Here is a 12421-nt window from a genome sequence, read left to right on the forward strand (position 1 = left end):
AGCGGCCTTTTTGGTTGTCAGGATGGCCGGCGTGCCTGCACCAAATGGCGCACGACGCCGCGGAGGAACTGCACTTCCGCGCCGGTAAATCCCGGGCGCGTCAGCACGTTGCGCAGCATCCACCGTGCGGTTTCGGTTTTGCCGGGCGCGGGATTGAAAAAGCCATTGGTTTCCAACCGCGAGTCGATCGTCGCGATCAGCCCGGCTAGTTCATGCTGGGCCGCCGGGCCGTCGCTATTGACCAGCCAGGTGGGTGGCGGCGCGTCATGGCCCATCACCCAAGCATAGCCCAGCACGGCGACGGCCTGCGCCAGGTTGAGGCTGCCGAAATCGGGATTGCTGGGAATGGTGCAGATGGCGTGGCACTTCAGCAGATCCTCGCGCACCAGTCCGGTGCGCTCCGGCCCGAACAACAGCGCGGATTTGCCGGGCAGCGCCTGCAGTTCCGCCACACAGCCGGCGGGCGACGTCACGCGGCGAACCATGTCGCGCGTGGTTTGCGCGGTGCCGATGGTCAGATGGCAATCGGCAATCGCCTCGGCCACGCTATCAAACACGCGCGCGTTCTCGATCACCTTGTCCGCACCAGCCGCAGAGGGGCCGGCGTCCGGATTGGGCCAGCCGTCACGTGGTTGCACCAAGCGCAATTCGGTCAGGCCGAAATTCAGCATGGCGCGGGCCACAGCGCCGATGTTCATGCCCAGTTGCGGGCGCACGAGGATGATCGCGGGCGGATTGAGGGGCAGGCTCATGAGGTCGCCCTAGCCGGTTTGTCTGCGCTTGTCAGTCGGGCTTGCCCTTCACGCCGTTCACGGCCTCGCTCAGCCCGCCTACGAACGTCTCGAAGTCCTTGGCTTCACGGAAATCGCGATAGACAGAAGCAAAACGGATATAGGCCACCGGATCGAGCGCTTTCAGCGCTGCCATCACCAGTTCACCCACCGTATCGGCTTCGATCTCGGCCTCGCCCAGCGATTCCAGCTGGCGCACGACGCCGTTGACCAGCCGCTCGATGCGTTCGGGCTCCACCGGGCGCTTGCGGCAGGCGATCTCGATCGATCGCGCCAGCTTGTCACGGTCGAACGGCTCGCGCTTGCCGCTCTTCTTGACCAAGGTGAGTTCGCGCAGTTGCACGCGTTCGAAGGTGGTAAAGCGTCCAGCACAGGCCGGGCACTGCCGCCGCCGCCGGATCGACGCGCCATCATCGGTGGGACGGCTGTCCTTCACCTGGGTGTCGTCATTGCCGCAAAAGGGACAGCGCATCAGGGCCTCTTGGTGATGGTGCGCAGGAAACCGAGCGCGGCGCCGATCAGCGTGCCCCAGAACAGGCCGATGAAGGAGAAAATCAGCCCGACGAAAAAGCCCACCGCAGCGCCCGCCATCACGTTGCGGCCCACATCGGTGCCGCCCACCGGGCCAGCCTTGGCAAACAGATCGTCAGCGCCCTGCTTGAATTTCGCGCCAGTGGGATTGTCGAGCAGATCGTCCACCACCTGGCCCGCCTTGGTGAAGCCGGCATCGGCAATATCGGCAATCTGCTTGCCGGTCTCGTTGTCGAGCGCGCGCTTGGCCGAAGCCACTGCATCCTCGGCGGCTTGGGTCAGCTTGTCAGGCTCCGGCTTTGGGCCGCCTGCTTCATCCCCCTGCATCCGCGTTTCTCCCCCGAAATGGCGAAGCGGATCAGACCGGATAAATCGGGAAACGCGCGCACAGCGCCCGCACCCGCTGGTTCACCGCCTTTTCCACTTCAACATTGCCATCATGCCCATTGGCGGCCAGCCCGTCCAGCACGTCGGCAATCATGTCGCCAATGGCCTGGAACTCGGCAATGCCGAAACCGCGGGTGGTGCCGGCCGGCGAGCCGACGCGGATGCCGCTGGTCTGGGTGGGCGGCAGCGGATCGAAGGGCACGCCATTCTTGTTGCAGGTAATGCCGGCGCGCTCCAACGCTTCATCGGCCTGCTTGCCGGTAATACCCTTGGGCGTCAGGTCGATCAGCGCCAGGTGGGTATCGGTGCCGCCAGCCACCACGGCGCAGCCGCGCTCCACAAGCCGCGCCGCCAGCGCCTGCGCGTTGGAGATCACGGCCTTCGAATAATCCTTGAAGCCCGGCTGCAGCGCTTCGCCAAAGGCGACCGCCTTGGCGGCGATAACGTGCATCAGTGGACCGCCTTGCAGCCCGGGGAACACCGCGCTGTTGAACTTCTTGCCCAGTTCGGCATCGCGGGAAAGGATCATGCCGCCCCGGGGCCCACGCAGCGTCTTGTGGGTGGTGGTCGTCACCACGTCGGCATGCGGGATCGGCGACGGATGGATACCCGCGGCCACGAGGCCGGAAAAATGCGCCATGTCCACCAGCAGACGGGCGCCTACCTTGTCGGCAATGGAACGGAAACGGGCGAAATCGATGATGCGCGGATAGGCGGAACCACCGGCAATGATCAGCACCGGCTTGTGCTCCACGGCCAGGCGCTCGACCTCGTCATAATCGATCAGATGGTCTTCACGGCGCACGCCATATTGAATGGCGTTGAACCATTTGCCGCTCATCGCCGCCTTTGCACCGTGGGTAAGGTGGCCGCCGGCATCCAAGCTCATGCCCAGGATGGTGTCGCCGGGCTTGGTGAGCGCCAGCATCACGGCGCCATTGGCCTGCGCGCCGGAATGCGGCTGCACGTTGGCGTAGGCAGCGCCGAAAAGCTCCTTGGCGCGGTCGATCGCCAGCTGTTCCACGATATCAGAGGGATGGCAGCCCTGATAGTAACGCTTGCCGGGATAACCTTCGGCATATTTGTTGGTGAACACCGATCCTTGGGCTTCCAGCACGGCGCGGGAAACGATGTTCTCCGACGCGATCAGTTCGATCTGGTTCTGCTGGCGGTCAAGCTCGGCGGCAATCGCAGCGGCCACAGCAGGATCACTCACCGCAGCCGGCGTTTCGAAGAAGCCATCGGGGCGGATTTCCGTAACGGGACGGGTGCTCATTCTGCTTCTCCTCAACCCAATTTGGCGACGCGCCCGGCATGGCGGCCACCTTCGAACGGCGTGTTCAGAAATTCGGCCACACAATCACGGGCGGTCTCGATGCCGATTATCCGGCTGCCCAGCGCGATGCAATTGGCATCATTATGCTGACGGGCCAACCGCGCCATCAAGCCGCTGGTCACCAGCGCACAACGGGCGCCGGCAATGCGGTTAACGGCGATGGAAATGCCGATGCCGCTGCCACAAACGGCAATGCCCTTTGCGGCGCGGCCCTGCGCCACCGCCTCCCCCAGCGCATGGCCGAAATCGGGATAATCGACACTGGCCTCGCTACCGGGCCCCAGATCGAGCACATCGTGGCCCTGGTTGCGCAATTCTTCGGCCAGCATCACCTTCAAGGCGTATCCGGCATGGTCGGAAGCAAGGGCAATCGTGGGCATCGGGGGCGACTCCGGAAGAGTGCCCGCTCTCTAGCCGCATCACACCGCCGTGCCAACCAGCCTGCCAATTCCTGCCGTCAGCGCCATCGCCAGCGCGCCCCAGAACACCACGCGCACCACCGGCCGCAGCGGCGGCGCGCCACCGGCCTTGGCGCCGACATAACCCAGCAGCCCAAGGAACAGGATCGAGCCGCTACCCTGCCCCAGCGCCATCATGTTCATCGGCAGCAGCACGGCGAGCAGCAGCGGCAGCGCCGCCCCCACGGTGAAGGTGCCTGCCGATGCAAGCGCGGCAACCACGGGGCGGGCCGTGGTGATATCGGTGATGTTCAGTTCGTCGCGAGCGTGCGCCGCCAACGCATCATGCGCCATCATCTGGCTGGCCACCTTGTGGGCGGTTTCGGCATCGACGCCGCGTGTCACGTAAATGGCCGCAAGCTCTTCATGTTCATGTTCGGGACTGGCGGCCAATTCCGCCCGTTCACGCGCCAGATCCGCACCTTCGGTATCGGCCTGGCTGCTGACCGAGACATATTCCCCCGCCGCCATCGACATGGCGCCAGCCACCAGCCCGGCGATGCCCGCCACTAACAGCGCCGGTCGCTCCGCCCCCGAGGCGGCGACGCCCAGGATCAGGCTGGCAGTGGAGACAATCCCGTCGTTCGCCCCCAGCACGGCTGCCCGCAGCCAGCCGGCACGGGCAACAAGATGGGTCTCGCGGTGGCTGCGCATGGATCCTCCGGCGTTGTGGCCTGTGTTTATCGGTCACCGCGTCCAGCTACGCAATCGGGGGTGCTGCCGGGTTGACAGGCCTGACCGGGCCATTTGCCCAATGGCGACTGCGGGTGAGATTGAGGCATATTCTGCCAACGGCGCGCATGACGCGGGCCCCACAGATATGGATCGAACCAGCCATGGCCAGCACCACCAGCCACGCCAATATCGTGCAACGCGGATGGGAGGCGGTGGGCCGCGGCGATTGGGACACGCTGATCGCGGACTATCTGCCCGACATGCTGTTCGTGATGCCCGGCCAGACTGACATGCTGCACGGCACGGCGGCATTTCGCGGCGCGCTGGAAAACCTGGGCGCTGCCCTGCCGCCGGGTTTCGAGATCACCGGCCTGCGGCAGATTTCGGATGGCGATGAGGTCGTCTCCATCCTGAACTGGGCCAGCACCAAATGTGCCGGCGGCAGCCAGCTTGCCGTGCTGTTCCGCTTTGTGGGTGACAAGATCAGCGAAGAACGCTGGTTTGTCGATACGGTGCAGTGGAAGGCCTGTTTTTAGACCGGGGGCTGACCGGGGCAGGCGGGAATCGCCCCCACGGGCGTTTTCCCCACTACGCCTGAACGTCACAACACCCCCGCCGTGGCGGCACGGCTTGTCGCGCCCTGCGCACCGTTCAACCGCGCTTTGGCCTGCTGTGCCAACCATGTTCATTCGGCAGCAATGGCGACAGGACGGAAGTGCACAACGGCAGCAATGGCCAAGGGCGACGAGGTTGCCCGATTACAGGGTTTGGCATGCCATCAGGGGCACCGGCAGCCGCGCCGCAACCGAACTGCAAGGGATTAAGCCGATGAACATCATGACCAGAACAGCCAGTACGACAGCGATCATGCTCGCTATGGCCGTAGCCGCACCAGTCGCCGCCCAGAATGCACCCACCGTGCCCGACGCCCCCAACACTCAGACCGTGACTGGCGAACGTCCGCAGCCTGGCCCCGAAATCAAGGGCATCATTTCGGCGCGCAGCGGTGATCGCATGGCGGTGACCGCCGAAGATGGCACCAAGACCATCATCAGCATCGACGACGCCACCCAGGTGAAGGGCAGGACCGGCCTGTTCGGCGGCAAAGGCAAGTTCGGCGCCGCCTCGCTGATGAACGGCCTGCCAGTGACGGTGAAGACACTGCAGGCCGGCGACGCGCTGGTGGCCAGTATCGTTACCTTCCGCGGCAATGATTTCAAGACCGCCGCCATGATCCGACAGGGCACGGCGCAAGGCTTTGAAGAACAGTCCGCCGCCACTGCCGCGCTGCGCGGCCGCGTTGCCGATATCGACAATTACAACGTGAAGGCCACCACAAACGTCTATTTCGACACCGGCAAATGGATCCTGTCAGATCAGGCCAAGGCCGAATTGTGCAATGCTGCGGCCACAGCCGAAAAGACACCCAACGCGCTGCTGCTGGTGGTCGGCTACACTGATTCCGTGGGCGACGAGGATTACAACCAGGAACTGAGCGAAAAACGGGCCAGCCGGGTGTTGGCACATCTGCAGCAGGTGTGCCGCTGGAAACAATTCCGCACCCTCACGCCCAGCGGCATGGCCGAATCCGATCCGGTGGCCGACAACAGCACCGATGAAGGCAAGGCCCAGAGCCGCCGCGTTGCCGTCAACGTGTTGGTAAGCAAGGCTGTCGACGGACTGTGATCGAACTGGCGGGCGGCAGGATTGGCCTGCTGCCCGCTTATTCGTCCCTGTTCATTCGAACGTCAGATCACCCGTCTCCGGCACTTCGAAATGCCGCGCCACATCGTCGTCGCTGATCGCCTCGAGCGTGGCGGGCTGCCACTTGGGATTGCGATCCTTGTCGATCAGTTGGGCGCGGATGCCTTCGAAGAAATCATGGCCGTTCCGGATTTCGCACACCATGCGATATTCGTTGATCAGCGCGTCCTCGATCTCCACTCCGCGCGCGGCGCGCAGGCCGGTGAGGCTCAGCTTGCAGCTGATCGGGGACATGCGGCGGATGGTGGCGGCCTGTTCCTGTGCCCAATCATCGCCGGCATCCAGACTGGCCATGATGTCTTCCATCCGGTCATGACCAAAATGATAATCGATGGCATCGCGATACGCGGCGAGCGACGGTTCTCCAGCGACTTCGTCGAACGCGGCCAGCACTTCGGCCAACGGCTCGTGGCTAGTGGCGAGCAAGTCGCACAGGGTCGGCAGATGCTGTGACAGCACATAATGGGTGGCGATCCCGCAATAGCGCAGATCCGCCGCCTTCAGCCGCGCGCCGGTGAGCGCCAGCCAGGTACCAATCTCGCCGGGCAGTTTCGCCAGCGCATGGGTGCCGCCGACATCGGGGATCAGGCCGATGCCGGTTTCGGGCATGGCGAACAGCGTGCGTTCGGTAGCGATGCTGTAGGGGCCGTGGATCGAGAGGCCCACGCCGCCGCCCATGGTGATGCCGTCGATCAGCGCCACCCACGGCTTGCCGCAACGGGCGATGGCCTGGTTCATGCGATATTCGTCGTGGAAGAACGACTCCCACAAGGCCCGGTTCTGCCGGCCCTCGCGGCCGAGAAGCGCAACATCGCCGCCTGCGCAGAACGCCCGCTCGCCGGCGCCGTCGATCACGATGTGTTGCACCTCGTGGTCGCCCATCGCATCGATGACGGCGCGATGGATGGTCACGGCCATCGGGTGGTTGAGTGCATTGAGCGCCTGCGGCCGGTTCAGCGTGATCCACAACGCATGGCCACGGCGTTCAACCAGGACTTCGGGTGCGGTTTCGGTCATTGGCGGTCCACCAGCTTGCTGGGGCCATCCAGTTCGATCGGGATGGCCGACGTGGTGAGGCGGGCGAGCAAAGTGCCCTCCTCGTCGAACAGATCTGCTTCCATGAAGGCGACGCGTTTGCCCAGCTTCAGGCAGCGGCCTTCGGCATAGAGCGGCACACCGGCCTTGGCAGGCGCAAAGAAGCTGGTTTTCAGCTCGATCGTCGGGATGCCGATGCGCTTGCCGCTCTTGATGATGGCCGCAAACGCGGCGGCATCATCCAACATGGCAACCACGATGCCGCCCTGCACATTGCCCATAGGGTTGCGGCAGGCATCGATCGGCTGAAACTTCATCTTCACCCGACCGGCGGCGCTGTCGATCTCGAGAATCTCCTGCCCCAGGATCGCAGCAGTGGGCGGCACGAAGCGGTTCATGCGCGCTTTCAGATCGTCGTCGTTCAGGGCCATTACGGTCTCACCTGCTAATCTTGAGGCCATAGCGGTGCAGCGCCGGTGCCAGCGCGTCAACCTGTTCGTCATGCCGAGTGAACAGCGCAGGACCGCGCCCTTCACCCTGGCGCCCGCGGTCGCCAAGCAAATGGGCCACCCGCCGGGCGATGCCGGGCCCGCCGTCGACAAAGCCCATCCCCGGCGCTGCCGCCTGCAACTGCGGCAGCAGCAGCGGGAAGTGGGTACAGGCCAGCACGATCTGATCGATGCGCTCGCCGCCCTTCTGGCTGGTCAGCCCCGCCAGTTCCGGCGCAACGTCCGCTGCTGTCACCGGTTCGCCCCGCAAATGCGCTTCGGCAAGCTCCACCAGCCGCGCAGATCCGTGCAGCAGCACCGTGCAATCGGCGGCATGATCGGCGGAAAGCCGCGCCACATAGGGCTGGCGCACCGTCGCCATCGTGCCGAGCACGCCGATTACCCGCGATTTCGACATTTCCGCCGCCGGCTTGATCGCCGGCACCGTGCCAACCACCGGCACGTCCAGCACCGCCCGGGCGTGGGCCAGCGCGATGGTGGAGGCGGTGTTGCAGGCAATCACGATCAAGTCCGGCTGCAACCGTTCAGTGAGCCGGCCGAGCAACGCACACACCCGTGTGGCCACCTCCATCTCGGTCTTGGTGCCGTAGGGAAAGCCTGCATTATCCGCGACATAGCTGATATCGATGGCCGGCAGCGCCGCGCGTACGTCATCAAGCACGGACAAGCCGCCCACGCCGGAATCCAGCATCAGAACATGCGTGATGGCCGCCTCCATGCAAGCTTTGCCCGGCTCATGTCATGGCTGGCGGCAAAAGGCAAAACGCGCCGCAAAATCGTGCTCAACAAAGCATGAATTGGCTTTTTCAGCCCTGAAATTTTCCAGCATCCGCCTTCAACATCGGTGACCAGTATCCGGTTTCGGGTGCTGCCGGCGAATGGAACAAAAGGGAAAAAGCGCGATGTTCAGGCAGATCATCATCGGAACCGCCGCCCTGTTCGGGTTGGCCAGCACCGCCCAGGCCACGGTGGAGATTTCCACCACCGCCCGTGGCCTGTTCAGCAGCGTGCGCGTGGTTGGCCAGCCGCTCACCTCGGTCGGGCCGGTTGCTCCCGTCAGCGGCCGCACCTCGCCCGGCTATGCGCTGAACAACAGTGCTGCCTCGCTGGCCGCCAGCGTCGGTCTGGGTACGGTCTCCGGCGTCACCGCCACGCTTGGCCTGAACAGCGGTGCCATCGCCACCGCGGCCAGCGCCAACGGCACCACCCCGATTGACACCAGCAGCGGCAGTGCCAGCGCCACGGTGAGCAATCTCGATGTTGGGCTGGTCACCAGCCTGCTGGGCGTGCCGACATCGATCCTCTCGCTCACTGCCGGCCAGGTGCAATCGGTCACCACGGTCGACAAGCTTGGCGGCACAACCTCGTTTGTCGGCGGGTCACTCTTCTCCAACCTCGCGCTCAGCGTCAACGGTAGTTCGGCATTCAGCCTTGGCAGCAACGCGCAGGTAGCCCCCAACTTCGTCGCCTTTAACCAAAATGGCCTGAAAGTGAGGCTGAATCAGCAGTTTGCCAGCAACTTCGATAGCACGCGGGTGCTGATCACCAACGCCATCGGCATCAGCTTCACCAACTATCTGCTCGACGGCCGCAGCCTTTCCGGCAGCATCACCGTTGGCCAGTCGCTGGCTGAGTTCATGGACAGCAGTGGCGATCCGGTGCCGGAACCGGCCAGCTGGGCGCAGATGCTGGCCGGTTTCGGCTTCGCTGGTGCCGCTGCCCGCCATCGCCGTGCACTGAGGGCTTGACCTGCGGCCACGGCCTGCGGCTATGCCCAGTGCATGGCCGAAACCACCACCATAACTGATACGGATTGGCCGCCGCCGCTGCCCGATGCCAGTGGTTTCGTAGCACCACCTGTGCCGGGCGTTGGTGGGGCGCTGGCGCGCCTTGCCCGCGCGCTGGCGGCGGATCCCGGCGGTGGCCGGCGGGTGGCGGCACGCGGTTTGTGGTTATTGGCGGTCGCAGCGCTATGCGTGCCGCTGCACATGGCCTGCCGGCGCCTCGGCCTGCCCTCGCCCTGGGCCCGCCGTTTTCTGGGCTGGAGTGCACGCGCCTGCGGCATCCGGGTGCGCAGCATCGGCCAGCCGGTGGCCCGCGATGTCTTCTACATCGCCAATCATCTCAGCTGGACCGACGCGCTCATCCTGGGCGGTCAGACCGGCACCGTTTTCGTGGCGCAGGACGGCATCGCGATCTGGCCCGGCCTCGCCTTCATCTGCCGCCTGAACGACACCATCTTCGTCAACCGCAGCGACCGCATGGGCGTACCGGCCCAGATCGCCGCCATGCGCACGCAGTTCACCCGCCACAGCCGCATCGCCATGTTCCCCGAAGCCACCTGTTCCGATGGCCGCCGCCTGCTGCCGTTCAAGGCGCCGCTGTTTGCCATGCTGATCCCGCCCCCGCCGGGCGCCACGCTGCAACCCGTAGTTATCGATTGCGATGAAGCCGGCCGCGACCTGGCCTGGGTCGGCATGGAAACCGGCGCTGCCAATGCGTGGCGGCTGCTGTCCCGCCCCGGCACCTGGGAAGCCCGCGTGCATTTCCTGGAACCCTTCAGCCCCGCCGACACGCCCGACCGCAAGGCGATTTCCGCCCGCGCCCGCGCCGCCATTGCGGCGAAATTGTCGGAAACGCTGGGCGGCCGGCCGGTAGCGTGATCGCGGCGCGGCCAAGAGACTGACATTCCTGACCGTGGTGCGCGGCCTGTCACCACGCTAGACGTGGAAGACACTGCTCGAAAAGATCGTGCCGGAAGGATCTGAATTGGCGACTGCACCTCCATCGCCGTTGCTGACAGCCCCGATCGGCCCCACCCTGCTGCGCCTCGCCGCGCCCAACATCGTTTCCATGGTGATGTCGTCGCTCACCATGATGACCGAGGCCTTTTATGTCGGCCAGCTTGGCACCGCGCCGCTGGCCGGGCTGGCGCTGGGATTTCCGATGATGATGCTGATGGGGATGCTGTCGGCCGGCGCGTTCGGCGGCACCATCACCGGGGCGGTGTCGCGGCGGCTGGGCGCGGGCGATCGTGCCGGTGCCGAGGAAGTGGCCGTGCATGCCGTGCTGCTGATGGTGGTGCTGGCCAGCCTCTGCGCTGCGGTGTTCCTTTTGTTTGGCCGGTCGATCTATGGCGCGCTGGGCGGCTCCGGCATCGTGCTGGAACAGGCGCTGGCCTATTCCGATACGCTGTTCCTGGGCTGTGTCAGCCTGTGGTTGTCAAACGCGCTGGCCGGCATCGTGCGCGCCACCGGCAACATGGGTGTGGCGGCCCGGATCGGCGTCATGGGATCAGTGTTGCAGGTCTGCATTGCCGGAGTGCTGGTGTTCGGGATGGGCCCGTTCCCGCGGCTGGGCATCGCCGGGGCGCCGGCCGGAATCGTCATCAGCAGCACGATATCGACCATTCTGATGCTGATCTTCCTCACCACTCGCTGCCGCGAACTGCGCCTGCACTTTACCGGCGTGAAACTGCACTGGGCACCGATCATCGCCATCCTGCGAATCGGCGGATTGGCCGCGATCAATCCGTTCTGCACCTTGGCTTCGGTGCTGGTCATCACGGCCGCCATGGCGCGCTTTGGCACCGATGTGCTGGCCGGCTATGGCATTGGCGCGCGGCTGGAGTTCCTGGTCGTGCCGATGATCTTTGGCCTGGGCGCGGCTTCCACCGCCATGGTGGGCGTGCATTTCGGCGCGCGGGAGATCGCCCGCGCCCACACGGTGGCCTGGACGGCCGCCGGCTTCAGCGCCATCCTGGCCGGCGCGATCGGGCTGGTGGCGTCGCTGTTTCCGGGGCTGTGGGCCAATCTGTTCACCGCCGATGAAGCGGTGCGGGCTGCAGCCCGTGCCTATCTGCAAACCGTCGCGCCCTTCTATGCCTTCTTCGGCGTGGCAACCTGCCTGTTCTTTGCCTCGCAGGGCGCCGGCCGCGTGTTGTGGCCGGTGATTGCCGCACTGGTGCGCGTGGTGGTCATCGTGGGCGGCAGTGCCGTTCTGGCCGGCAACTCCGGCGCCCAGCCGGCACAGTATTTCATGATCATCGCCGCCGGCATGGTCGCCCATGCGCTGGTTACGGCCAGCGCCATCCGCCTGGGCGCCTGGACCCAAGGCAACCCGCAGGCCGCCACCCGGTGACAGCCCGCCCCGCATCTGCAAGGATGCGGGCATGACCGACACAAGCCATCTGCTGGTTGACCGTCAGGGCCCCATCGTGACGGTGACGCTGAACCGCCCCGAACAGCGCAACACGCTGTCGCTGCCGCTGATGCTGGAACTCACCCACGTATTGCAGCAGATCGGCAGCAGCGATGCGCGCGGCGTCATCCTTGCCGCCAATGGCCCGGTGTTTTCAGCCGGGCATCATTTCGCCGACATGGCCGGCCATAGCCACGCTGAGGTGCGCGAGCTGTTCCGCATCTGCACCGAGATGATGGACCTGTTGCAGGCCCTGCCACAGCCAGTGGTGGCCCGCGTGCACGGCCTCGCCACCGCAGCCGGTTGCCAACTGGTCGCCACCTGCGATCTGGCCGTGGCGGCAGCCAGCGCCAGCTTTGCCCTGCCCGGCGGCAAGGGCGCCCTGTTCTGCCACACGCCGCTGGTCGCCGTGGCCCGCAACCTGGGCCGCAAGCGGGCGCTGGAACTGGCAATGACCGGCGACCCCATCGATGCGCAAACCGCGGCCGAGTGGGGCCTGGTCAACCGCGCGGTGCCCGATGACGAGCTGGAAGCCGCCACGCTCGACCTCATCACTCGCGCCACGCGCGGCGCGGCGGAATCCAAGGCGGTGGGCAAGCAGGCCTATTATCGCCAGATGGAGATGCCGCAGCCCGCCGCCTATGCCCATGCGGGCGATGTCATGGCCAAAAACGCAGTGGGCGTCGCCGCGCAAGACAGTTTCCGCGCCTTCCTCGACAAGCGGAAGCACTGATC

At 65.4% G+C, this 12421-nt stretch carries 15 protein-coding genes; 6 read left to right on the forward strand and 9 right to left on the reverse strand.

Annotated elements, in window-relative coordinates:
- Positions 1-17: 17 nt before the first annotated feature.
- The 6 genes from G566_RS0106030 to G566_RS0106055 are packed head-to-tail and all read right to left on the reverse strand — an operon-like array spanning position 18 to position 4157.
- Positions 18-752 carry an RNA methyltransferase gene (locus G566_RS0106030; protein ID WP_022679780.1) on the reverse strand — a complete coding sequence of 245 codons (735 nt, stop codon included), beginning with the start codon at positions 750-752 and terminating at the stop codon, positions 18-20.
- 31 nt (positions 753-783) lie between these two features.
- A complete protein-coding gene (gene nrdR / locus G566_RS0106035; RefSeq protein ID WP_022679781.1) occupies positions 784-1263 on the reverse strand; it encodes a transcriptional regulator NrdR in 480 nt (159 codons plus the stop codon).
- Complete coding sequence (locus G566_RS0106040) at positions 1263-1649, reverse strand: hypothetical protein (protein WP_022679782.1); 387 nt, start codon at positions 1647-1649, stop codon at positions 1263-1265. The genes nrdR and G566_RS0106040 overlap by 1 nt, the downstream gene beginning before the upstream one ends.
- Positions 1650-1680: 31 nt before the next feature.
- Positions 1681-2985 carry a serine hydroxymethyltransferase gene (glyA, locus tag G566_RS0106045; protein ID WP_022679783.1) on the reverse strand — a complete coding sequence of 435 codons (1305 nt, stop codon included), beginning with the start codon at positions 2983-2985 and terminating at the stop codon, positions 1681-1683.
- Positions 2986-2996: 11 nt separating this feature from the next.
- The gene (rpiB, locus tag G566_RS0106050) at positions 2997-3425 is read right to left on the reverse strand and encodes a ribose 5-phosphate isomerase B (protein WP_022679784.1); all 429 of its coding nucleotides are present in this window, start codon (positions 3423-3425) and stop codon (positions 2997-2999) included.
- A gap of 39 nt (positions 3426-3464) precedes the next feature.
- The gene (locus G566_RS0106055; protein WP_022679785.1) at positions 3465-4157 is read right to left on the reverse strand and encodes a VIT1/CCC1 transporter family protein; all 693 of its coding nucleotides are present in this window, start codon (positions 4155-4157) and stop codon (positions 3465-3467) included.
- Between the two features lie 182 nt (positions 4158-4339).
- Between G566_RS0106055 and G566_RS0106060 the strand changes: the two genes are divergently transcribed.
- Positions 4340-4714: a nuclear transport factor 2 family protein gene (locus G566_RS0106060; protein WP_040605449.1), complete on the forward strand. Its 375-nt coding sequence runs from the start codon at positions 4340-4342 to the stop codon at positions 4712-4714.
- 292 nt (positions 4715-5006) lie between these two features.
- On the forward strand, positions 5007-5864 hold the full coding sequence (locus G566_RS0106065) for an OmpA family protein (RefSeq protein ID WP_029131323.1): 858 nt from the start codon (positions 5007-5009) through the stop codon (positions 5862-5864).
- A gap of 51 nt (positions 5865-5915) precedes the next feature.
- On the opposite strand, the gene G566_RS0106070 is transcribed toward G566_RS0106065, so the two are convergent.
- Genes G566_RS0106070 through murI form a run of 3 tightly spaced genes read right to left on the reverse strand, consistent with a single transcriptional unit; the run spans position 5916 to position 8204 of the window.
- Complete coding sequence (locus G566_RS0106070; RefSeq protein ID WP_022679789.1) at positions 5916-6959, reverse strand: enoyl-CoA hydratase/isomerase family protein; 1044 nt, start codon at positions 6957-6959, stop codon at positions 5916-5918.
- Positions 6956-7408 (reverse strand): PaaI family thioesterase, encoded by a 453-nt coding sequence (locus G566_RS0106075; RefSeq protein ID WP_051135958.1) that lies wholly within the window; start codon positions 7406-7408, stop codon positions 6956-6958. Before G566_RS0106075 ends, G566_RS0106070 begins: the two co-directional genes overlap by 4 nt.
- A 7-nt stretch (positions 7409-7415) precedes the next feature.
- The gene (gene murI / locus G566_RS0106080) at positions 7416-8204 is read right to left on the reverse strand and encodes a glutamate racemase (RefSeq protein ID WP_022679791.1); all 789 of its coding nucleotides are present in this window, start codon (positions 8202-8204) and stop codon (positions 7416-7418) included.
- A gap of 184 nt (positions 8205-8388) precedes the next feature.
- Between murI and G566_RS0106085 the strand changes: the two genes are divergently transcribed.
- From G566_RS0106085 to G566_RS0106100, 4 genes are all read left to right on the forward strand, one after another.
- A complete protein-coding gene (locus tag G566_RS0106085) occupies positions 8389-9234 on the forward strand; it encodes a PEPxxWA-CTERM sorting domain-containing protein (RefSeq protein ID WP_029131326.1) in 846 nt (281 codons plus the stop codon).
- Between the two features lie 33 nt (positions 9235-9267).
- Entirely contained in the window at positions 9268-10149 is an 882-nt protein-coding gene (locus tag G566_RS13680; protein WP_051135959.1) for a lysophospholipid acyltransferase family protein, read from the forward strand.
- A gap of 106 nt (positions 10150-10255) precedes the next feature.
- Complete coding sequence (locus G566_RS0106095; RefSeq protein WP_029131327.1) at positions 10256-11626, forward strand: MATE family efflux transporter; 1371 nt, start codon at positions 10256-10258, stop codon at positions 11624-11626.
- 31 nt (positions 11627-11657) lie between these two features.
- Positions 11658-12419, forward strand: coding sequence for an enoyl-CoA hydratase-related protein (locus tag G566_RS0106100; protein WP_022679794.1), 762 nt, complete (start codon positions 11658-11660; stop codon positions 12417-12419).
- The last annotated feature ends 2 nt before the right edge of the window (positions 12420-12421 follow it).

Source organism: Sandarakinorhabdus limnophila DSM 17366 (assembly GCF_000420765.1).
Classification (GTDB): domain Bacteria; phylum Pseudomonadota; class Alphaproteobacteria; order Sphingomonadales; family Sphingomonadaceae; genus Sandarakinorhabdus; species Sandarakinorhabdus limnophila.